Here is a 22119-nt window from a genome sequence, read left to right as displayed (position 1 = left end):
TTTATCGAGCGTAAATTGCTAATTTCAGGTGATTTCGATAGCCGGTTACTTCCTGGGAACCGGCTATTTCTTTGGAAGACAAATTCTAATTTTTTTTTAATCCTGGTCTAAGCCGCCTTTAACCAGGGCATCCCATATTTGTGGAAATCCTAACCCAATTTGCTATGTCCTGGTTTGAATATAGTCAGTGCGTCCTGAAAAAAGTCGATTTTGACGGGCGCCTTTTTCGAAAAGAATTACGGAAGCTTCTGCGGTGGTTGTCTCCTGCCGAACGTTTACAACTGCTCCAATGGTGTCGGCAGCAGGTCAAACGGAAAGAACGGCTGGTTACTCTGTAGGGTAAATCAGGTGAGTTTGCTGATAATTTTTAGTAGCGTTTTAGGTAGAAAAGGAGTAGCCGATCCGCTTAGAGGATCGGCTATCTTGTTACAAATCAGTCAATCTAAGCGCAACGAAAACCGAACCTGATCAGGACGTTAGAAAACCGGCTTATTTTCGTTGTTGATGACGATAATGATTAGTTCAGGCTTTATTCCGAAGTTGATTAAAACGGCAATTTTCCCAGATCGACGTTTCCGCCGGTCAGAATGATTCCAACTTTTTGTCCGGCAAACTGGTCTTTATTTTTCAGTAAAGCCGCCAGTGGAACGGCACACGAGGGTTCGATGATGATTTTCATCCGTTCCCAGATCAACCGCATGGCCGCAATAATTTCCGCATCCGAAACCGTCAGAATGTCCGTCACATGTTCCCGAATGTAGCCGAGCGTTCGTTCGCTGAGGCTGGTCATCAGGCCATCGGCGATGGTTTTAATGTAGGGTGCTTTTTCAACCTTTCCACTTTTGAACGACAACACGGCATCGGCAGCGCCTTCCGGTTCGGCAGCGATGACCTTCGTTCGGGGACTCAGGTAGTGCGTCGCCAGGGCCGTTCCGCTGAGCAGGCCACCGCCCCCGACCGGAGCCATGATGACATCGAAAAATAAGTCAAAATCAACATCTTCGATGAGTTCTTTAGCGGCTGTTGCCTGTCCGGCAATCACCCGGTCATCATCGAAGGGGTGAATCAAAACCGCCCCGGTTTGCTCGATGATTTCCTGCACCCCGGCTTCGCGGGCTTCGAGCGTGGGCTCGCATTCGATCACTTCGGCACCGTAGCCCAAAACCGCATCCTTCTTAACCTGTGGAGCCGTTCGCGGCATCACGATGTAGGCTTTCGTGCCAACCTGCCGGGCGGCAAAGGCGACGGCCTGGGCGTGGTTACCGGACGAATGCGTCGTGACGGGGCCCAGGCTACGGCCATAATAGCGTTCCTGTTCCGACAGTTGCAGGATGGCATTTAAGCCACCCCGGGCCTTAAAAGCGCCAATTTTCTGGAAGTTCTCCGGTTTAAAATAAATCTCGACGCCACTCCGTTCATTGATGGTTCGGTTAGTCAAGATGGGCGTACGGTGGATGTGCGACCGGATGCGGTCATGGGCCGCCTGAATGGTTTCGAGGTTGATCATTTGAATAATGGCAATGACCGCAGAGACGCGATTAATTGCGTCTCTAATCTGGTTGTTAATAAAATAGAAACCCCGATTAATCGCATCTGCACGAATTCAGTAGTAAGGTTTTGACTAATTCCGGATGAGAATTAGTAATCAGATGGCCCGCTTCGGGCAGAAAAATGAACTCTGCCGGTTTGCCGGCTAGGACCTTTTTTGCAAAATCCAGATTCGACGGATCAACCAGCCAGTCCTTGCCGCCCTGCATCAGCGTTACCGGCACCTGCAGTGTCGGCCACAAAGGTTCAAGCTGGCGTAGTTCGGCCACGTGCGTGTATTTTTCGGCCGTTGCCAGATTGATGTGCCGATCCATAAATAACTTGACCGGAGCCATTTTACCCCATTTCGAGAACCAGAAAAATTTCTCTTTATCCGGGTCGAGGGGGGACGAAACCAGGAAGAGGTGTTTGACCCGACTGGGATACAGAATGGCCAGACGGGCGGCTACGGGAGCGCCATACGAACGTCCGAGCACCACCGCCGGTTTTCCGGAATGGTTTAAATTCAAAGCGTGGGCAATCCACTGAGCCTGTTTTGTGATGGACGTAACGGCTTTGCGGTTTTTTCGCGATTTGCCATAGCCGGGCCGGTCGACCGACAAAATGTGAAACCGGGAGTACAGAGCACTGTCGTCGATCATTTTCAAATAACCATACCAGGAGCCAGGCGCACCGTGAATGAGCAGCAGGGGCGGCAAGGTATCCGAACCGACGCTGGCAACGAACAGTTTCAGGCTGTCGTTTTCGATGGTAAAAAAAGTTGGTTTAACGGCCCGGTTGGCAAAGTGGGCCTGAATCTGCCGGTCACTCATCCGCCACTTGCGGAAAAAACAGCCGGATAGACTCGTCAGTAACAGCAGGAACAGTAAGCTATTCAGTACTTTCACTCGCAAACGCTTTATTAAAATAAAGTCAACTGACCGTTGGCCACCTGTTCGTGTTCGAGCAGCCACTTTTTACGACCCAGACCACCCGCATAACCGGTCAGATCACCATTAGAACCAATAATGCGATGGCAGGGAATAATGATCCAGATCGGATTTTTTCCGTTGGCTGCGGCCACCGCCCGAATGGCTTTTTCGTCGCCCAAACGCCGGGTCAATTCCATATACGACATCGTTTTTCCGTACGGAACTTCGGCCAGCATTTGCCAGACCGACCGTTGAAAAGGGGTGCCCTGCGGATGAAGCGGAATATCAAACGACCGACGGCGATTCAGAAAATACTCTTCCAGTTGACGCGCACATTTGTGTAATACCGCAGGAACAAAAGGAGAATCGATTACGGGCTCGTGGGTGCACCGAACACTCGTAATTCCGTCTTCGTTGCCGCTGATGACTGCCAGTCCAACCGGCGTGTGGATCGTAGTCGTATACATGGTGCTGGTTTGGTGTTCTTGGTACCAATCTACAGAAAATACGACAAAAAAGATAGAACTGGTACGGAATCTGCCTGTAAACGGTTAGCAATCGACCCGCGTACAAGTCAGATGGCTTTGCGGTTCCGGGACCACCGGACAGTGGGGTAATTTTGACGGGCTTATAAAAGTAGGCTGAATGATTTTAGAAAATTATATAAACTTTCCAAGAAGGTAGGCCATGCTGTATGGGTGTATGGTTCCAATGTGCATTTTGAAGTTTAATTTTATCGGGAAATCAGCCCACAGCCAGGCAGCGGTTTTTCTGTCGGTTAAAAGAAGAAAGGCAGCAGCCCGTTCATACATATTACGTAGTATTACCCGCCTATGCGAATTGTTTTCCTCCTGATGATACTGGGCATTGCGCTGGTATTCTACTTAAGTTGGGTACCCAGTCCTAAAATGGAGCTAGTCTGGTTTTTGCCGGATTGGGTTGCGCGTTGGGCCGACGTAAAAGAAAATGAAAACATCAGAACCGCCGTGCCCTTTGTTTTCCTGGGCGTATTGATGGGAGTTTTACTCGTCAGGGTAAGAAAGCCGTGGCCCTGGTGGTTTGTATCTTTGCTGGGTCTGACAGCCGTTGCGCTCATCGCCGAAGTTGGTCAGCTTACGCTTTCGCACCGGTATTTCAGTTGGTCCGATGTTTTGTGGGGTACTGCCGGTTCTGCTTTAGGGCTGCTCATTGCCAGTGGATTCCGCTGGATGATGAGCTCATCTGAAAGGTAAGAAAAGTAATAAACCGGTATACATCTGGCAAGCATTCATTGCCAGATGTATACCGGTTTCGTCAGTTCTCGTTCAAACTAACCTACGTTTTATTTGGCGGCAAACCGCTTTATGGTTCCGTCGCTGTAATCGAGCAGGTACAGTTCCTGTTTGGCGTCTTCACCAAAGGCGGAAACCGGTCCGCTTTTCGTCAACAATTGATTGCCGGTTTTCTTCGTACCCTCAAAACTCAACGCCCAAACGTTACCGGTTCCGTAATCCGCGTAGATGTATTTGCCTTTCAGATCCGGCAGATTATTGCCCCGGTATACCACACCACCCGTGATCGAAATGCCATCGCCCCGCGGATACTGATGAATGGGGTCGATCAATTTACCCTGATTACAATCGTTTTTGGGATCAAAACAGTCTTGCCCTTCTTTCAGTCGCCATCCGTAATTACCGCCTTTCTGAATGATATCGACCTCTTCCAGCCTGTTCTGCCCAACGTCACCCACCCAGAGTTGGCCGGTTTGTTTATCAAAACTAAAACGCCAGGGATTTCGAAGGCCGTAGGCGTAGATTTCGGGAATGGCATTCGCATTGCCAACAAATGGGTTATCGGCCGGAATACCGTAGTTTCCTTTATCGGTTTTATTGACGTCGATGCGAATGATTTTACCCAGAAAAGTCTTCAGATTCTGCCCGTTATTCTGGGGATCGCCACCACTGCCGCCGTCGCCCGCCGAAAAGTATAGAAAACCGTCCGGCCCGAACGCCATTTTTCCGCCGTTGTGATTGGAATAAGGCTGACCAAATTTTAGCAGAACGGTTTCGGTAGCCGGGTCGACCCGATCAGCACCGGGCGTCGCTTTATACCGCGCAATGACGGTTTCGCGGGGATTGTTTTTCGTATAGTTGACGAAAAAATAACCATTTTGCTTGAAATCGGGGTGGAACGCAAGTCCCAGCAAGCCCATCTCTCCGCCCGAAGCCACTTTATTGACAATATCGAGATACGTAGCGGCACTTTTAACGGAGGAATTGTTTTCAAATACCCGAATCCGCCCTTCCTGCTCAATCACGAAAACGCGGTTGGTGCCATCCCCGGCGTGGGTAAACTCAACCGGCTGACTGAACTTCAAGCCTGGAAACGCATTCTCAAGCTGAACAGGGGGCGCGGTGGTACCCGGATTTTCAGTGGCCTGCTCTTTTTCGGTTTCACGGGGCTGACAGGCCAGCGATACCATAAAGGCAAACGCCACCGTTGCAGTGAGTGAACCCAGGAGAGTTACAGCCGTTTTTTTTATATAAGTCATCGATGTATTGATGAAGTTCTTTACTTTCGTCATAGCAAGATCGTATCCAAAGGGTATAAGCGAACTTTTTGGCCTTGTTTTTGTTTCTTTTTCAACGCATTAGCTGGTTAATTGTTGTTCGCGTTCGTTTCTAGGCTAATTACCCGTTGTTGTTGTCATTCCTCAAAATCGGGGCAGGAGATACACAGTTGGTTTTAAGTCGGTTACCCTTCGGAAGAGGGATTTTTTTTGTGCTGAACTGTCATTACTCTATCGAATTGATTCTATCCGTAGACTATACTGAACCACTCCGCCATGACTCCTGCCGAACAGCAACACTTCTTTGAACGGATGGAAACGCAAAATGCCAGCTTTCGATACCGCCTTCCTTCCAAACCGGATGTGGGCCGCTTTATCGATAATCTGATTCGTTTTCTATTTCCAATTACCCAGGATTGCCGGTCATTTACCTTAAATACCGCCGATACTTACCGGGATTTGAACCGACAGCTTACGTGTTTGTTGAAACCGCTGGAAGAGCATTTGTCAGCCGACAAGGACTTGACGTGTGAGCAGTTTTTTGACCGTTTACCGGACACCTACGAAGCCCTTTTGCTGGACGCTCACGCGATTTCGGTATTCGATCCGGCGGCAGTTGGCGTCGAGGAGGTTATTGCAATTTATCCGGGATTCTACACCATTGCGGTTTACCGCATAGCGCACGTGCTGACGGAACTTGAAGTTCCCCTGCTACCCCGGATGATGACCGAATACGCCCACGGCCACACGGGAATCGACATTCATCCCAATGCCAAAATTGGTTCTTCGTTTTTTGTCGATCACGGTACGGGCGTTGTCATTGGTGAGACGGCGGTTATCGGCAGTAATGTCAAAATATACCAGGGCGTTACGCTGGGTGCGACGAACGTGGCCAAATCGATGGCATCGCGGAAGCGGCATCCAACCATTGAGGACAACGTTATCATTTATGCCAACGCAACAATTCTCGGGGGCCGGACGGTGGTGGGGCATGATTCGATCATTGGTGGCAACGTCTGGCTAACCCAAAGTATCGAACCGTATTCGCTGGTTTACCACACCAGTCAGATCGAAGTCCGGTCACTGGCGGAAGAATCTTAATCGTTCTGCAAAAAAAGTTTAGGGGAGCGGGTGATTAGGGATGCATCCGCGGTATGAATGGCTATAGGAAATTTGCCATGAACTGCATTTGTGATGATAGCCTGATTGAGTTGCTCCGTACCGGCGATACGTCGGCCTATGAATGGGTTTATAAAAAGTATTACCCCTCCATTGCCCGGTTTGTACAGCGAAATAAGGGCAACGAGGGCGACGCCGAAGATATTTTTCAGGAGTCGGTCCTGCTGATCTACCAGAAAATAACCGCCCCGGATTTTCGGCTCACATCAACCTTGAAAACATTCCTGTTTTCGATTGCCCGGAATCTTTGGCTTAAAAAACTGCGGGATGAGAAGCTGGTGACCATCAGTGAAGATCAATTGATTTTACTGCATGATTCGGTCGATTTTGTTTCCACCGATCCTTCCCCGGAAGAGGTCCAGCATGAACGGCTAAACGCCTGGATGGCGCGGATTACGGGTCATTGCCAGCGCGTTATCAAATCAATTTATTTCTCGCACGAACCGATGGACCACCTGATGGTGACGATGGGCTGGAAAAACCGGCACACTGCCATCAACCAGAAATACAAGTGTATTCAGCAGTTGAAGCGCGCTTCGGAGAACGGATAGGAAATTTTTAGAAAACGGGTGATTTTTGATGGATTACCGGAATCAATAGGAAATCAACCATCAAAAACGATGACCACTGAACATACAAAGGCGGTTTATGCGACCGATCAGAACTGGGACGAATTACTTGCCAAACCGGGTGTCCTTCTCGTCGATTTTAGCGCGGAATGGTGCGGGCCGTGCCGAAGACTGGAACCCATTATCCATGAACTAGCCGCCGACTTTGCCGGTACGGCCACAGTGGCCACGGTCGATGTGGAAATGAACCCGGTGGTGACCACCCGCTACAAAGTCCGGAATATGCCGACGATTCTGGTTTTTAAAGATGGAGAGCTGGTAAACCGCCAGCTTGGTCTGACCACAAAACACGTGCTGACGGGCCTGATTGAAAGCGAATTACAGGAGTCAGAAGTTGGTAAATAGGGAATTGAACAGCATTCGTTCGCTGGATTCAGGCTTCCTGATGGTGTTTTGTCGCCCATCAGGAAGCCTGAATTTTAGGCTTCCATAACCAGAATAATGGCATCGGTGGACAGGGCTTCAAACTCCAGTTCGTCCAGATTCCACAACGCCAGGCCATCGCGGGCATGAAGCAGGCGGTCTTCGACTTCAAAAGCACCTTCGATCACAAACACAAAAGCCCGGTTTTGGGGACAGCGAAGTCTATAGCCGCCTTTCTGCCGACCGCCATATTTCCCGATCACACCCAGACTATGACGGTCTGACGAGCAAAACAAGGCCACTAACCGATTGCGGGATTCCAGACTAAAAGCGGTTATGGGAAAACTGGCCGAACCCTCCAGACCGGCCGCAGCGGCCCGGATACCGATTTGTAAATAATTCACCGCTTCGGAATCGAACGGATTGGCAAACTGGTAGGCCTGCCCCGGATAAACCGTAAACTGAAACACCTCACCCGCACCCAGAAATACGCTTTCTCCGAGCCCATCCACCAGTTCAATACCGCCTACAACGGGAATCAGGATGATTTCGGTGGGTTCATCAACCGCCAGGGTATGGCTTTTTCCGGCCAATAAGGTATCATCATTGAAGACCGTCAAGGCACCAAATGGCTGGCGGCTTTCCTGTTGATACGCACCAAAATTGAAGGTGTGAAAACTCCGGTAGTCAGCGGATTGCGTACAACCGCGCTGATCGGAAAGGTACATCTGGGCTTCAGTCTGGGTCATCATCGGTTAAGCAGCGACCACAATGGCCCAGGTTAATTCATACCCGGCCGACGGACTTCCGGTTACGATGGACATATTCGTCGTTACACCATCGCTGAATACATTGTCGCGGGCGTTGCTGGTATCCGCCTGCCCGTGACTGGCATAAACGCCCTGCGCATAAACCACCTTGCTGATGTCTTCCGGAAACGCAATCTGGGAAATTTTCAGCGATTTGCCGCTCGAACTGTAAACGTGGACGTGGATATGCGGAGCACGACCACCATACCAGCCGGGGTAAATACTGGTAAACGTAACCAGCCCATTGGCATCGGACGTCTGGCGTCCCCGCAGGAAATGAACACTCTGGTAGTTGGTCGACTGCATCCCGGTGCCGCCGTATTCGGAGTAATTACCGGCCGCGTCGCAGTGCCAGATGTCGACCAGCGCGCCCGCCAAACCGGCGCAACTGTTGTTTTTGTTTTGCACGGTAATCTTAATAGTCAATTTGTTTCCCTGCCGGTCCGACGTAATATCTTTCGCCACCAGACTGGTCGGTGTTTTGGTCGGAAAAGGACCTTCCGTTTCGTCGGAGGTTTCGGTGCAACTTCCGGTGCCCGTCGTCGTACCCGTTCCGGCGGTTGTTTCGGGTTCAACGGTATCGGCTGTTCCACAGGCATTTACCATTGGAGAAATGGCCGCGATACCCAGAGCGGAAAAAGTTCTTCTCAAAAATTCTTTGCGTTCCATACGGCTATTGGTGAGTTTAACGGCTTCTACTTCTTATATCGTTGGAAAAGGCCATTTCGTTGCATCGGCGAGAATTTTATAGGTAAACCGGGCGAATCTGTCGGTGAATGGGCGCTTTGAGGTCGGTTTGCCTTCATGAGTAGAAGACCGTTGTTAAGATTGTTTTACCATTCGGCAAGCGACTATTTTTTGTAAACCGAATTGCCTAACTATGCATCCTTAACGATCCGCTACGACTGTGAAACAGGTTTACATGCCAACCCTTGCCACGGATGGGCAGGAATGGAAAGCCTTTCTGGCAGATGATGAGGCCGCTTTTCAGAAAGTAATGGAACGTTTCTATGCGGCATTGACGAATTATGGCAGTAAATACAGCAAGAATAAGGAAGTAGTCAAAGATTGTATTCAGGAATTGTTTATCGATCTCTGGATGAATCGCCACCGGCTGCCGCAGCCCAATTCGGTTAAGGCGTATTTATTGACGTCTCTGCGCCGACGATTGGTCCGCAGCTTGTCTAAACCGTATCGATTACCCATTCCCGATTCGGCAACGGAAGGTGATTTTTACTTTGAACCCTCGCCGGAACTCATTCTGATCGAACGGGAAAGCATCGTCCGACAGTCGCAGCAGGTGTCCCGCTACCTGAACGAACTCCCCCGCCGGCAGCGTGAAATTATTTATCTGAAATATTACCAGAACCTCGACCGGGAGGAAATTGCCGCCGTGATGGCCATTTCGCGCCAATCCGTTTCCAACCTCTTGCAAAAGGCGTTGCACACCCTTCGCCAGGTTATTCCCTTCGACCTGACCCTCACCCTGATCAGTTTTTTGATTGCTTAAATCAGCCTTTCCAAAAAATACCGGATTTTTTCAAAATAAGGGGTATGTCGATTCGTGTTGCGGTATCTCTGAATAAAAGCACCACGTTCCGATGTTCAACTATGCGTTCTATACGGTTGAGGAATTCCTGAAAGACGACTGGTTTCGCGACTGGATCTTAAATCCGACGCAGCAATCCGAGGCTTTCTGGAATGAGTGGGTGCAACTGCATCCGGAAAAACAAGCCACGGTCGATGAGGCCCGCACCTTGCTCAGGGCGTTGGAAATGCCACACCAGCAACCCTCCAAAAGTGAGATTAACGAAGCTATTCAGGAAACCTGGGCCAAAATCCGGCAAAACCCAACGCCGACTGTTCGGCTCATGTCCGGGTGGAACTGGGGCCGGATGGCCGCTGCCATTTTTGTGCTGATCGGCGTGGGCGGGGCCTTTTTTCTCTACCAGAACCGTACTCAATCCAGGGCCGGGCTTTCCATGTCTTCCCAAAAAGACCGGATTATGGTAACAAACACATCTCGGCAGGCCCTGCCGGTGTCGTTGCCGGATGGGAGCAGGGTTACCCTGTCTCCCGCTGCACGCCTGGAATACGCTAATGCCTTTACTGAAACCGAACGCCGGACTTACCTGAAAGGCGATGCTTTTTTTGAAGTCACGCGCAATCCGTCCCGGCCCTTTCTGGTCATTACGGAGAAATTGGTAACCCGGGTTCTGGGCACCAGTTTCTGGATCAAAGCGGATGCCATAACCCAGGAGAACCGGGTGATCGTCAAAACTGGTAAAGTTTCCGTTTTCCGAACGAGCGACGTGCGTAAAAAACTGGAAAAACCGGAGGGCGTGGTATTAACGCCTAATCAGCAGGTGGCACTGTCGAAAGCCGGTGACCGATTGGCTAAGTCCCTCATTGAACAACCCATGCCGCTTCAGCCATCGGCCAGCCATCCCGAAATTAGCTATACTGAAACACCGGCAAGCCGAATTTTTCAGGCCTTGAGCAAGGCCTATGGGATCGAGATTGTGTATGACGAGGAAGTCCTGAAACACTGCCAGATTACGGCGACACTCACCAATGAAACCTTGTTTGAAAAACTTGATATGCTGTGCCAAACCATTCATGCCTCTTACGAAGTAATTGATACACAAATAGTTATTTATTCAAAAGGATGTAAGTAGAATGCAAAGAGAGAGCCGGTAGTGCTCGTCCCACTACCGGCTCAGAAAGTACCCGCCGATGTTGTACACCTCTTTTGGGAGAGGGCGGGATTGTTTTGCCAGTTGAAAACTAACCAAACAGTCAAAAGTATGAAAAAAAGAATACGCAGACACCCTTTGACCTGTCAAATCATGCGTGTCAGTTTCATTCAACTCCTGCTGATAACGGCCCTGGCCGGTATTACCTATGCGGGAGATGTGGTTGCCCAGGAATTGCTAAATCGAAAAATCTCGCTTCAGGCCGATGAGCAGGAAGTGAAGACGGTGTTGCGGCTGCTTGAAAAGCAGGCCGATGTGCGGTTTATGTATAGCCCCCAGGTGGTTCCGGCCCGTCGCAAAGTATCGCTGAAAGTGACGAACCAATCGCTGGCCGAAGTGCTCACCAGTTTGCTCAAACCGCTGAATGTCATTTATGAGGTGAAAGGCAAACAAATTCTGCTGGACAAAGCCCCGGAAACCGGGCTGCTGGATGGGTCGGCCAAAACCGACGCGCCGGAGGTTGCGGCCCGCACGATAACCGGTACGGTAACGGATGCCGAAAATAAGCAGTCCATTCCGGGCGTCACCGTCATCGTGAAAGGGACGACCCGAGGTACGGCGACCGACGGCAACGGCCGCTTTTCTCTGCGCGTCGAGGACACGGATCGGGCGCTGGTTTTCAGTTTTGTAGGCTACGAATCGCAGGAAGTGGTTCTGGGCAACAGCGCCAGTTTCACCATTTCGTTGAAGCCCGACATCAAGGCCCTGAGTGAAGTGGTGGTGGTGGGCTACGGCACCCAACGGAAAACATCGACTACGGCTGCGGTTTCGACGGTGAAAGGCGATGAACTAAAAGCCGCCCCGGTTGCCAACATCAACAACAGCATCAGCGGGCGTGTATCCGGGGTTTTGTCGTTTCAGGGGAGCGGGGAGCCGGGCAAAGATGCCTCCACGCTGCGGGTTCGGGGTTTGGGAACCACCGGGTCGCAAAATGGGGCGCTGACGATCGTCGACGGTATTCCCCGTCCGTTTTCGCAATTGAACCCCAACGAAATAGAAAGCATCACGGTGCTGAAAGATGCCGCAGCCGTGGCTCCCTACGGATTAGCCGGTGCCAATGGGGTGATTCTGGTGACGACCAAACGCGGCAAATCCGGCAAGGTGTCCCTGACCTACACCGGTTGGGTCGGTATGCAGCGGCCAACCCGGTATCCCGACTACCTCAATTCCTACGAGTTTGCGTCCTTACTCAATACCGCCAATAAAAATGCCGGGTTGCCGGCCACCTATACCGACGAACAATTGCAGAAATACCGGGATGGTTCCGACCCGGATCATTATCCCAATCATGACTGGGTTAAGGAGGTGATCAACTTTCAGGCTCCCATCACGAACCACGACCTGACTCTGGCCGGGGGATCGGATAAAGTGCGGTTTTTCAGTTCGTTACGGTATATGTACCAGGAAGGAGCGGTTAAAACCATCAATTTTTCCCGGGTCAACCTGGCTACCAATATCGATGTGAATGCCACGCCGACCACCACGGTTTCGCTGGATGTCAAAGGCACGTTGGAAACTACCAAAAATCCGGGATCGTCGAGCGGAACCGGACTTTTTACGTCGGTCACCAAAAACCCGCCTTTGCTGGTCAATCAGTTGTCGTTCAGCAATGGGTTGCCGGGAAATGAGTTATTGCCATCCCTTTACGAAAGTGGTTATAACAATCAGACCAGTAACATGCTGTTTACCCAGTTAACCATTGAACAGAAACTGCCTTTTGTACCGGGTTTAGCCCTCAAGGGCGTGGCCGCTTACGATAAAAACTATTCCTTTTCCAAAATCTGGCAAATTCCCTTTACGTATTACGCTCTGAATGCGCAGAACCAGTTTGTCACCACCAAAGGGGGCGTGGGCGCACCCCAGTTGGCCCAGGCATTCAGTCAAAGCCCGAAAACAACTCTCCAGGGATATCTCACGTATGCGAATACGTTTGGTCAGCACGCGGTGAATGTGCTGGGCGTCGTTGAGCAGCGAAATGGTCAGACGGATGACTTTGCCGCATCCCGCCTGAATTATTCGGTCTATCTGGACCAGCTTTCGACGGGTAGTACCAACAAAACCAATTATGATAATTCGGGCTCGGCCAGCTCCAGCAAACAAGTCGGTTTTGTGGGCCGGGCCACGTATAATTATGCCGAAAAGTACCTGGTTGAACTGGCCGGGCGGTATGACGGGCATTACTATTTTGCGCCCGGAAGACGGTTTGCTTTTTTTCCGGCGGCTTCTTTAGGCTGGCGGCTGTCGGAAGAAAGATTCTTCAAAGACCGGGTGCTTTGGGTAAACAATCTGAAAATCAGGGCTTCATACGGTAAATCCGGTAATCTGGCCGGGAGTCCTTTTCAATACCTGAGTACCTACGGGCTGGCCAATAGCTATGTGTTCGGCGGAACCCAGTATTACCAGACCCAGGGCGTTTTTGAGCGGAATGAAGCCAATCCGGATATCACCTGGGAAACCGCTAAAAAGTTCGACATCGGTCTGGAAGCGTCGCTGTGGAACGGCCGGTTGAATCTGGAAGCGGATTATTTCCACGAACGTCGGTCCAACATGCTGGTTTCGCCCGCCCAAACGGTCCCGGTTGAATACGGTATCGGTATTTCACAGGTCAACGCGGGCGAGATGAGCAACCGGGGCGTCGATCTGTCGATTAATACCCGCCAGACCTTCGGGGGTGGTTTGAAGCTGGACGCTACTTTTAATTTCACGTATGCCGCGAACCAATTAATTCAGACGTTTGAGAATGCCTCCACCTTCAATAATCCCAACCGGCGCCGGACGGGTCGGGCCTACAATTCGCGGTTTGGCTACCGGGCACTGGGATTTTTCCAGTCAGAAGAAGAAATCAAGGCATCGGCCACTCAGTTTGGGGCGCTCAAACCGGGCGATATCAAATATGAGGACATCAATCAGGACGGAAAAATCGACGGCAACGACGAGGTTTATATTGGCAAACCGCTGGAGCCGCAAATGATTCTGGGGTTAACGACCAACCTGAGCTGGAAAGGGTTCAATCTGAATATTCTCTGGCAGGGAGCCGCCATGAGTTCGCTGCTGCTGGAAAATGAAGCGCAGCTGCCGTTTTTCAACGGAGCCAAAGTATTTCGGGAACAACTGGATTACTGGACGCCCGAAAATCCGGATGCCGCTTATCCGCGGGTGGCCCCCTCGCCAACGACCAACAACAGCCAGGTGTCCTCGTTCTGGATTCGGGACGGGAGCTATCTGCGGCTGAAAACCCTTGATTTTGGCTATCAGTTTCCGGCGTCGGTACTCGGCAAACTCAAAGTCCAAACGCTGCGGGTGTATGTTTCCGGCCAGAACTTGCTGACGTTCTCGAAGGTGCCCTTCCTCGATCCTGAACTGGCCAGCAACCGGGCGCGGTATTATTTCCAGCAAAAAGTGTATACGGTCGGTTTAACGATCGGTTTTTAATACCTGCTCAAACGGTAACATTCTCATGAGAAAACTATTCATTTCTTTCGTCGCCCTATTCAGTTGCCTATCGTGCAGCGACCAATCCGTCGAGGTGATGCCCACCGATCAGTTGACCAACGAAACGGTCTGGAGCACACCCCAGAACGCCAGTCTGTTCTTAAACGACATATACAACGCCCTGAACCCGGGTCCCTGGTCGTCGGTCTTTACCAACGTTCCCACCGAAGTCAGCAACGATCCTCTCGACAATTATTCGGATAATTCGGTGAATGGAAACCTGGCGGGAATTCCGTCTTACACGCTTTTTGCCAATAACACGTATGGCCCGAATGCCCAGATTTTTGGGCCGCAGTGGAGCAAGATGTACGCCAACATCCGCAAGTGTAATCTGTTTCTCGAAAAAGTGGCCGCTTCTTCCTTTGATGATGCGACTAAAAAGTCGATGCTGGCACAGGCCCGCTTTCTACGGGCGTATTACTACACATCGCTGGTCAATTTGTACGGCGGGGTTCCTCTGATCACCAACGTTTTGAACCGGAACGCCGAAGCGGATATCAATTATCCGCGAAACACCTACGCCGAATGCGTCAGCTTTATTCAGGAAGAGTGCACGAAAGCAGCCGCCGATTTACCCCCTACCGTTGCCGCCGTCGATTTGGGAAGAGCGACGAAAGGAGCCGCTCTCGCGCTGAAAGGTGAACTGGAGCTGTACGCCGGTAAATGGGCTGATGCAGTTGCCACCAACCAGCAAATCATGCAATTGGCTGTTTATGAGTTATTTGCGGATTATGGTGGGTTGTTTTATTCGGCCAATGAGAACAACAAAGAAGTTATTTTTGATGTGCAATACGCACCCAATATCAAAGGACACGCCCGGGATACCTACTGGGGAGTTACCATGCTCAACAACGGTCTGGGTTGGGGCAGTGTCAATCCGACGCAGGATCTGGTGGATGACTACGAATTTCTGGATGGCAAAACAGCCGCCGAAGGCTCGGCGCAGTATGACCCCCGGAATCCGTATGTAAATCGGGACAAGCGGTTTTATGCCTCGATCCTGTACGACGGAACCCCCTGGATTGGCGGGCAGGTGATTTACACCCGTTTGGGCATCGCCAACAACAACAATGTATTCGATGCCTCCGGAGCGGGTGGTAAAAACCGGACGGGGTATTTCCTGAAAAAGATGCTGGACCCGGCGGTAATGCCCAGCCGGGATAACCTGAATAACTTTACGGGGGGCTCAAATTCCATCGTTTTCCGCTACGCGGAGGTGCTTTTGAACTTAGCTGAAGCAAAAAATGAGCTGTCGGGACCGGATGCGGCCGTATACGACGCGATGAACAAAATCCGGACCCGTGCCGGACTGCCAAACCTGCCCGCGGGTCTGAGCCAGGAGCAGATGCGCCAGCGTATTCGCCGGGAACGCCGGGTCGAACTGGCGTTCGAAGGGAAACGGCTGTTCGATCTGTGGCGATGGCGGATTGCGCCCAACGTGTTCAGTAAACCGTTGCGGGCCATGAAAATTTCAACGGTCAACGGAGCACTTACCTATGAGGTGGTGAACGTCGGGGGCGGCACCATTAAATTTGACCCGGCCAAGAATTACCTGATGCCAATTCCCCAGGCGGTGATCGACCAGAACCCGAAAATCGTTCAGAATCCGGGCTATTGAAGGGTAGGGTGGGAACACGGATTAAGCGGAAGGAATACGCCCCATTTTGATCGGTTCCCTCCGTTTGATCCGCGTTCGGTCTTTAAATTAAATAGCTTTAAAAAGAGAAGATGCGGCAGTTTGGCGTCTCACCTTTTTCTCCAGCTTCTTTCATCCGTATAAAATCATTCCATGAACTATTCACTTTTTTTCCTAATCCTGCTCCTTGCCGCCGGTTTGGGCGGTTTTCGCCGGATCGATCCGGCACCCGGTTTTCATACAATACAGACCAAAAACGGCGCGGATTTGAAAGGCTTCTTTGCCTATTCGCCCGACCGGCTTCCGTTCGTTAGCGCTCACCGGGGTGGTCCGCGGAAAGGCTTTCCGGAAAACTGCCTGACGACGTTTGAAAATACGCTCAGGCAGGTGCATGCCATGCTGGAAATCGATCCGCATTATACCAAGGACAGCGCCATCGTACTGATGCACGACGCCACGCTCGACCGTACCAGCACCGGCCGTGGTAAAGTCTCGGACTACACATTGAAAGAACTGAAAAGTCTGAAATTGAAAGATACCGACGGGAACACAACGCCCTACACCATGCCCACGCTCGACGAAGCGCTGGAATGGGCCAAAGGCAAAACAATCCTGGTGCTGGACATGAAGGACGTTCCGATGGAAGCCCGCGTTCGGAAAATTGAGGAACACCACGCCGAAGCCAGCGCGATTGTCATGGCCTACACCAACGAGGATGCGATCAAATGCTACCGGCTGAATAAAAACATCCTCATGGAAGTGATGCTGGGAACACTGGAAAAAGTCCGGGAGTTCGACAAAACGGGTGTCCCCTGGCAGAACGTGGTCGTTTTCGTAAGCCACACCCTGGGCAAAGAACCGGAATTGTTCCGGGAAATTCATAAACGGGGCGCTATGTGCATGGTCGGCAGTTCGCGTAACTACGATCGTCAGTATACAAAAGGCGAGATTAAAACCGCTGGAGAACTGACGAAGGGCTACCTCGGTATCATCGAAAGCGGAGCCGATATTATAGAAGCCGACCTCGCCATCGAAGCCGGAATGGCTCTGAAACCGTTACAAAACGTCTCTTCTTCCTCCAAAGCGTCTTATTTCAAGTAGTATGAAACAGTTGAAAATCTTTGTGTTAGCAGCTTTTGGGATGAGTTTAGCGCTGGGGGTTTTTAGTTCTTTCAGGCCAACGGAAAAAAGCGCCGGGCAGAAACCGAACATCATCCTAATCGTTGCCGATGATTTGGGGTATGGTGACGTCGGGTTCAATGGTCAGACCAAAATTAAAACCCCTAACCTCGACCGGCTGGCTGCGGAAGGTATGAATTTTCGGCAGCAGTATGCCGGAACTTCCGTTTGCGGACCATCGCGGGCGGCTTTGCTGACGGGCATTCATACCGCCCACGCCACCGTGCGCGAACTCTCGGAGTGGAGCCTGAACGGCAAACCGGCCGATCTGATCCCGGCGGATGTGACGGTGGCCGAAGAGCTGAGACGCGCGGGTTACAAGACCGGTATAATCGGCAAGTGGGGGCTGGATGAAGGGGGTACGACGGGGAATGCGCTGGCCCAGGGTTTCGACTCTTTTTACGGGTTCAGAACCCACCGCGAAGCGCACCATTACTACCCGGAATACATCTGGCAAAACAATGAAAAAGTGCTGCTTCCGGAAAATGACTGCGCGAAAAAAATCGGCACGTATTCCAATGATTCCTTTGCCAGTCAGGCGCTTACGTTTATTCAGGAACATACAAAAGAGCCGTTTTTTCTGTATCTGCCGTTTACCCTGCCGCACAATGAGCTGACCGTACCGGACGATTCCAAACGGGCGTACCTGAACCTGGGTTGGCCCAAACGACCTATGCAGGTGGCTCATTATCACCATGATCTGGATGGGAATCTCGCGTATGCCGGGATGGTTTCGCGCCTGGATCGGTACGTCGGACAACTTATGGCCGAACTGAAAAAACAGGATCTGGACGAAAATACGCTGGTTATTTTTACGAGTGACAATGGCCCCGGTTTTGACAACGGCTTTTTCGACAGCAATGGTCCGTTTCGGGGCGGAAAACTGCAATTGTACGAGGGCGGGATTCGGGTGCCTTTTGTAGCCCGCTGGCCGGGTAAAATAAAGGCCGGCAGTGTGTCCGGCCACCCGTGTGCGTTCTGGGATTTTCTGCCCACGGCCTGCGAAGTGGCCGGTATTAAACCAACGGCTAACATCGACGGTATTTCTTACCTGCCGGAGCTGTTGGGAAAATCAAAAAAACAAAAAAAACACGACTATCTGTACTGGGAAATCAACGAACGGGAAGGACCGGTGCAGGCCGTTGTCATGGGTCCGTGGAAAGGAATCCGGTTTTACGAAAAACCTTTTGAACTCTATAACCTTCACGACGATACCGCAGAAACGACCAATCTGGCTGACAAGCACCCCAACCTGGTGGCAAAAATCAAAACATTGATGAACGAAACCCGAACCGAAAACCCGGAATTTCCGCTGACCAAACGAAAAGCATTGTATTAAAACCGGGAATTCCCTACTTTGACCGCCACTATTTTGCCGTGTCCATCGAAGAGAACAGCAATTCTGGTCCTATGAAAAGTAGAATTTTTTTATTGATTTGTAGTGTTCTCATCCTATCGTCGCTGGTTGCTCAGGCTCAGCAGAAACCCAATATCGTGCTGATTTATGCCGACGATCTGGGCTACGGTGACGTGAGTTGTTATGGCGCAACGAAGGTAAAAACGCCGAATATCGACCGGGTTGCGGCCGAAGGGTTGCGGTTTACGAACGCCCACGCCACATCGGCAACGTGTACCCCGTCGCGGTATTCGCTGCTGACGGGCCAGTATGCCTGGCGAAAATCCGGAACCGGAATTGCCCCCGGCGATGCGGCTTTGCTGATTCCGACCAATCGCATTACGCTGCCCGGAATGCTGCAACGGGCGGGCTACAAAACCGGCGTGGTCGGCAAATGGCATCTGGGTTTAGGGCCAAAAGGCGGGCCCGACTGGAATAGCGACATCAAACCGGGCCCCTTGGAAATCGGTTTTACCTACTCGTTTCTGCTACCGGCAACCGGCGACCGGGTGCCCTGCGTTTACGTGGAAAACCACCGCATTGTGGGCCTGGATTCCAGCGATCCCGTTCAGGTGAGCTACAAAGACCCGATCGGAACCGAACCCACCGGCAAGGCGAATCCGGACCTGTTGAAAATGATGTATTCGCACGGCCACGATCAGACTATTATTAACGGCGTTAGCCGGATTGGGTACATGAGCGGAGGGAAGTCGGCGCGGTGGGTGGATGAGGAAATGGCCGATGTGTTGACCGGGAAAGTAAACCAATTCATCGAAACCCATCAGGAAAACCCGTTTTTCCTCTATTTCTCGACCCACGATATCCACGTACCGCGTATGCCTCATTCGCGTTTTGTGGGCAAAAGCGGTATGGGACCGCGCGGTGACGCCATTTTGCAACTGGATTACTGCGTGGGTGAAGTTATGAAAACCGTGGATCGGTTGGGCCTGAAAGACAATACGGTGGTGATAATCAGCAGCGACAACGGGCCGGTAGTGGACGATGGATACAAGGATTATGCGGTGGAAAAGCTGGGCGGTCATAAACCGGCGGGGCCATTGCGGGGTGGTAAATACAGCGCGTTCGATGCCGGAACCCGCGTGCCTTTCATCGTTCGCTGGCCCGGAAAAGTGAAGGCTGGAACGTCGGATGCCCTGTTGAGTCAGGTGGATTTGCTCAAGTCGCTGGCGGTTCTGACCGGTCAGACAGTGGGAGAGGGGGAAGCTACTGACAGTTTCAATACGCTCGATGCGTTGCTGGGAAAAGACAAAAATGGGCGGGATTATGTCATTGAACACGCACTCAACAACACCCTTTCACTCGTTAAAGGCCACTGGAAATACATCGAACCCAGCAACGGACCGGCGGTGCAAAAGGCAACCAACACCGAGCTGGGAAATAATCCGCTGCCGCAGCTTTACGATTTGAGGACGGATTTGGGGGAAACCAGGAATGTCGCCGGGGAAAACCCGCAGCTGGTCAGCGAATTAGCAGCTTTTCTCAAGTCGGTGAAAGAAAAAAGGGAATGACCTTGTTAACGGGTTAATGGGATTGGAAAAGGGTGCCCTCTTTTATCACCATTTCAACCTCGGAGAATACGGTTGGAAAATTAGTTTCCAGGTCACCTCTGAATACGGCCAGATCCGCTTTCATTCCTTTTTTTAGGCACCCGATTTGATCCGAAACCCCCAGCGCCCTGGCCGCGTTGTAGGTTGCAAACTGAATAACGGTTGGGGCCGGAATCCCGGCTTCGTAGTATGATCGTAACACGTCGGCAGACCCTTGTCCACGCTGAATGCCCGGAATGTCGTTGTAATAATCCGAACCGGCTACAATGAGAACGCCTTTTTTTAGGGCTCGGTTGAGCCGGTCGTGAAAACCGGTGAGTGCGCTGTTTAAATACTCATCGCCTTCCTTGCCTTTCATGCCAACGGCGGCAACCCGTATTTTTCCCTGTTCACGGGAGACATCCGTCGGAACCAGATACGTACCGTGTTTCGCCATGAGTGACAGTGTACTGTCGGAAAGCGAGTAACCGTGTTCGATGCCGTCGACCCCGGCCAAAACCGCATCCCGCGCCGATTCGTCATACGTCGCATGAGCGGTTACCGGAATTTTATTCTGATGGGCCGTTTGAACAATGGCTTTAATTTCGTCGGGAGCCAGAACCCGGTTGTCGGTATTCATGCAGACTTTTATCACGTCGACCCCGCGCTTGATGTGTTCCAGAACAGCTGATTTCGCATCTTCAGCCCCTTTGATGACCCGGTATTCCTGATTGATCAGAAAACTGTCCGCCGGGTAAAGCCGACCGAACTGGCCACCCGGAGGGCTCAGAATCGGGCCGGAAACGTACATCCGTGATCCCGCTGTTTTTCCCATACCGAGCCGTTTTTTTAACTGGATATCCAGGAATTGCCCGGAGTTACCCACATCCCGAACCGTGGTAATACCGGCCAGCAAGGTTTCTTTCGCAAAGTCCAGTCCCCGCTTGATTCGCTCGTCGGCGGGGACTTTCGACGCGAGTTCCATACCATCCCGGCTTATTTTCTGATTGAACAATAAATGCGTATGCGCATCGATTAAACCGGGCGTCACCGTGCTTGTACTCAAGTCAATCACCCGGATTCCTTTTGGCTTTTTCAGGGCACTTCCAACGGCCACGATCAGGCCGTCCTGGATGATGATCTCCTGATTTTTCAGAAATACGTTTTTTTCGGAATCGTACAGTTTACCGGCTATTATGAAAAGAGCGGTTTTCGAAGATTGAGCCGGAGCTACGAGAAAGGAGAAAACGAACGAAAAGGTCAAAAACAAACGCATGTTCCGGCTTTGGGCTAGAATCTTGAAAAGACTGAACGATGAAGACCGACCGGTAAAACCAATCAGACCTTTATCGTTCAGTCGTACCAATACCGGATAGATTACCGCAGTCCGCGGACAAACCGGCGGATGGAGTCGCGGTAAACCTGCTCCGATTGTTCCAAAGGCTGGCGTTCGCGAAGCATCATGGCGAGCGTAATCATACCGTGCGATAGCGACCACCACTCAAAATAGAGCTTCTGAATACTTTCCTGCGACTTGGGAATGAAGGTGAATATAATTTCCCGGATGATGGTACTGATGGCTTCCACCTCGACGGAATCGCGGACCGGAAGCACACAGTAAGCGCCATTCAGATTATACATGACCTCGTAAATTTCGGGTTGCGCCATGGCAAATTGCCACTGCACAATCGACATTTCGAACAACCGTTTCTCCGGATCGCGGTATACTTTCTTGATGCGTTCGTACTCAAGTCGTAAGTGGTGAAACCCTTCATTCCGGATTTCATCCAGCAGAATATCTTTACTATCGAAGTATTCGTAAACAATCGGCGCACTATAATCAATGGCGTCGGCAATCTTGCGGATCGACACAGCTTGCCATCCTTCACGGCGAGCAATGTCTTTAGCGGTCAAAACAATTCCGGAGCGGGTTTGCTCCCGGCTACGTTGCTTGCGCTCAAGTGTCTCCATCCAGTTACGTCAAGTTAACAGTGTTAAGTCGCCGTTAAACTACACATAAGTCGCCAAACCGTCTAACTTACCACCAATTATTCTTTCAAAAATTCAAAAATTGCAATAAATAATCTGATTACTCGTTCGCGAACCTGAACCAATTCAGCGTCAAT

Annotated in this window: 20 protein-coding genes; 12 read left to right on the top strand and 8 right to left on the bottom strand. The window is 51.2% G+C overall.

Going from position 1 to position 22119, the window contains the following annotated elements:
* Window positions 1–164: 164 nt before the first annotated feature.
* Entirely contained in the window at window positions 165–338 is a 174-nt protein-coding gene (locus EHT87_RS31290; RefSeq protein WP_185716230.1) for a hypothetical protein, read from the top strand.
* A gap of 206 nt (window positions 339–544) precedes the next feature.
* Here EHT87_RS31290 and EHT87_RS14790 read toward each other — a convergent pair whose 3' ends face one another.
* The 3 genes from EHT87_RS14790 to EHT87_RS14780 all read right to left on the bottom strand — a co-directional run bounded on the left by EHT87_RS14790 (window position 545) and on the right by EHT87_RS14780 (window position 2926).
* The gene (locus tag EHT87_RS14790; RefSeq protein ID WP_124907430.1) at window positions 545–1507 is read right to left on the bottom strand and encodes a threonine ammonia-lyase; all 963 of its coding nucleotides are present in this window, start codon (window positions 1505–1507) and stop codon (window positions 545–547) included.
* Between the two features lie 76 nt (window positions 1508–1583).
* On the bottom strand, window positions 1584–2435 hold the full coding sequence (locus EHT87_RS14785; RefSeq protein ID WP_229321110.1) for an alpha/beta fold hydrolase: 852 nt from the start codon (window positions 2433–2435) through the stop codon (window positions 1584–1586).
* 14 nt (window positions 2436–2449) lie between these two features.
* A complete protein-coding gene (locus EHT87_RS14780) occupies window positions 2450–2926 on the bottom strand; it encodes a methylated-DNA--[protein]-cysteine S-methyltransferase (RefSeq protein WP_124907429.1) in 477 nt (158 codons plus the stop codon).
* A 366-nt stretch (window positions 2927–3292) separates the two neighbouring features.
* On the opposite strand from EHT87_RS14780, the gene EHT87_RS14775 reads away from it, so the two are divergent.
* Window positions 3293–3691 carry a VanZ family protein gene (locus tag EHT87_RS14775; RefSeq protein ID WP_124907428.1) on the top strand — a complete coding sequence of 133 codons (399 nt, stop codon included), beginning with the start codon at window positions 3293–3295 and terminating at the stop codon, window positions 3689–3691.
* 89 nt (window positions 3692–3780) lie between these two features.
* Here the strand turns inward: EHT87_RS14775 and EHT87_RS14770 are convergent, their stop codons facing one another.
* Window positions 3781–5022 carry a PQQ-dependent sugar dehydrogenase gene (locus tag EHT87_RS14770; RefSeq protein ID WP_229321108.1) on the bottom strand — a complete coding sequence of 414 codons (1242 nt, stop codon included), beginning with the start codon at window positions 5020–5022 and terminating at the stop codon, window positions 3781–3783.
* Window positions 5023–5283: 261 nt separating this feature from the next.
* On the opposite strand from EHT87_RS14770, the gene EHT87_RS14765 reads away from it, so the two are divergent.
* The 3 genes from EHT87_RS14765 to EHT87_RS14755 all read left to right on the top strand — a co-directional run bounded on the left by EHT87_RS14765 (window position 5284) and on the right by EHT87_RS14755 (window position 7160).
* Window positions 5284–6108: a serine O-acetyltransferase gene (locus tag EHT87_RS14765; protein WP_124907426.1), complete on the top strand. Its 825-nt coding sequence runs from the start codon at window positions 5284–5286 to the stop codon at window positions 6106–6108.
* A gap of 77 nt (window positions 6109–6185) precedes the next feature.
* Complete coding sequence (locus EHT87_RS14760; protein ID WP_185716229.1) at window positions 6186–6737, top strand: RNA polymerase sigma factor; 552 nt, start codon at window positions 6186–6188, stop codon at window positions 6735–6737.
* Window positions 6738–6806: 69 nt separating this feature from the next.
* Window positions 6807–7160 (top strand): thioredoxin family protein, encoded by a 354-nt coding sequence (locus EHT87_RS14755; RefSeq protein ID WP_124907424.1) that lies wholly within the window; start codon window positions 6807–6809, stop codon window positions 7158–7160.
* A gap of 74 nt (window positions 7161–7234) precedes the next feature.
* On the opposite strand, the gene EHT87_RS14750 is transcribed toward EHT87_RS14755, so the two are convergent.
* Window positions 7235–7930: a pirin family protein gene (locus EHT87_RS14750; RefSeq protein ID WP_124907423.1), complete on the bottom strand. Its 696-nt coding sequence runs from the start codon at window positions 7928–7930 to the stop codon at window positions 7235–7237.
* A 3-nt stretch (window positions 7931–7933) separates the two neighbouring features.
* Window positions 7934–8656: a dioxygenase family protein gene (locus EHT87_RS14745; RefSeq protein WP_124907422.1), complete on the bottom strand. Its 723-nt coding sequence runs from the start codon at window positions 8654–8656 to the stop codon at window positions 7934–7936.
* 253 nt (window positions 8657–8909) lie between these two features.
* Between EHT87_RS14745 and EHT87_RS14740 the strand changes: the two genes are divergently transcribed.
* The 7 genes from EHT87_RS14740 to EHT87_RS14710 all read left to right on the top strand — a co-directional run bounded on the left by EHT87_RS14740 (window position 8910) and on the right by EHT87_RS14710 (window position 19975).
* Window positions 8910–9497, top strand: a complete 588-nt coding sequence (locus EHT87_RS14740) for an RNA polymerase sigma factor (protein ID WP_221622024.1) — start codon at window positions 8910–8912, stop codon at window positions 9495–9497.
* Window positions 9498–9588: 91 nt separating this feature from the next.
* Window positions 9589–10665: a FecR family protein gene (locus EHT87_RS14735; protein ID WP_124907420.1), complete on the top strand. Its 1077-nt coding sequence runs from the start codon at window positions 9589–9591 to the stop codon at window positions 10663–10665.
* Between the two features lie 171 nt (window positions 10666–10836).
* Window positions 10837–14175, top strand: a complete 3339-nt coding sequence (locus EHT87_RS14730; protein ID WP_185716228.1) for a TonB-dependent receptor — start codon at window positions 10837–10839, stop codon at window positions 14173–14175.
* 25 nt (window positions 14176–14200) lie between these two features.
* Window positions 14201–15853 carry a RagB/SusD family nutrient uptake outer membrane protein gene (locus EHT87_RS14725; RefSeq protein WP_124907418.1) on the top strand — a complete coding sequence of 551 codons (1653 nt, stop codon included), beginning with the start codon at window positions 14201–14203 and terminating at the stop codon, window positions 15851–15853.
* Between the two features lie 171 nt (window positions 15854–16024).
* Window positions 16025–16972, top strand: a complete 948-nt coding sequence (locus EHT87_RS14720; RefSeq protein WP_124907417.1) for a glycerophosphodiester phosphodiesterase family protein — start codon at window positions 16025–16027, stop codon at window positions 16970–16972.
* A gap of 1 nt (window position 16973) precedes the next feature.
* Complete coding sequence (locus tag EHT87_RS14715; protein ID WP_229321105.1) at window positions 16974–18389, top strand: arylsulfatase; 1416 nt, start codon at window positions 16974–16976, stop codon at window positions 18387–18389.
* 71 nt (window positions 18390–18460) lie between these two features.
* Window positions 18461–19975 (top strand): sulfatase family protein, encoded by a 1515-nt coding sequence (locus EHT87_RS14710; RefSeq protein ID WP_124907416.1) that lies wholly within the window; start codon window positions 18461–18463, stop codon window positions 19973–19975.
* Window positions 19976–19988: 13 nt separating this feature from the next.
* On the opposite strand, the gene EHT87_RS14705 is transcribed toward EHT87_RS14710, so the two are convergent.
* Together EHT87_RS14705 and EHT87_RS14700 are read right to left on the bottom strand one after the other, a co-directional pair.
* Window positions 19989–21269 carry an amidohydrolase family protein gene (locus tag EHT87_RS14705; RefSeq protein ID WP_124907415.1) on the bottom strand — a complete coding sequence of 427 codons (1281 nt, stop codon included), beginning with the start codon at window positions 21267–21269 and terminating at the stop codon, window positions 19989–19991.
* 101 nt (window positions 21270–21370) lie between these two features.
* Window positions 21371–21964, bottom strand: a complete 594-nt coding sequence (locus EHT87_RS14700; protein ID WP_124907414.1) for a TetR/AcrR family transcriptional regulator — start codon at window positions 21962–21964, stop codon at window positions 21371–21373.
* Between the last annotated feature and the right edge of the window lie 155 nt (window positions 21965–22119).

The organism is Larkinella knui, from assembly GCF_003858645.1.
Taxonomy (GTDB): Bacteria; Bacteroidota; Bacteroidia; order Cytophagales; family Spirosomataceae; genus Larkinella; species Larkinella knui.
The sequence above is the reverse complement of the archived record's forward strand: the minus strand, read 5'-3'. Positions and strand labels throughout refer to the sequence as shown.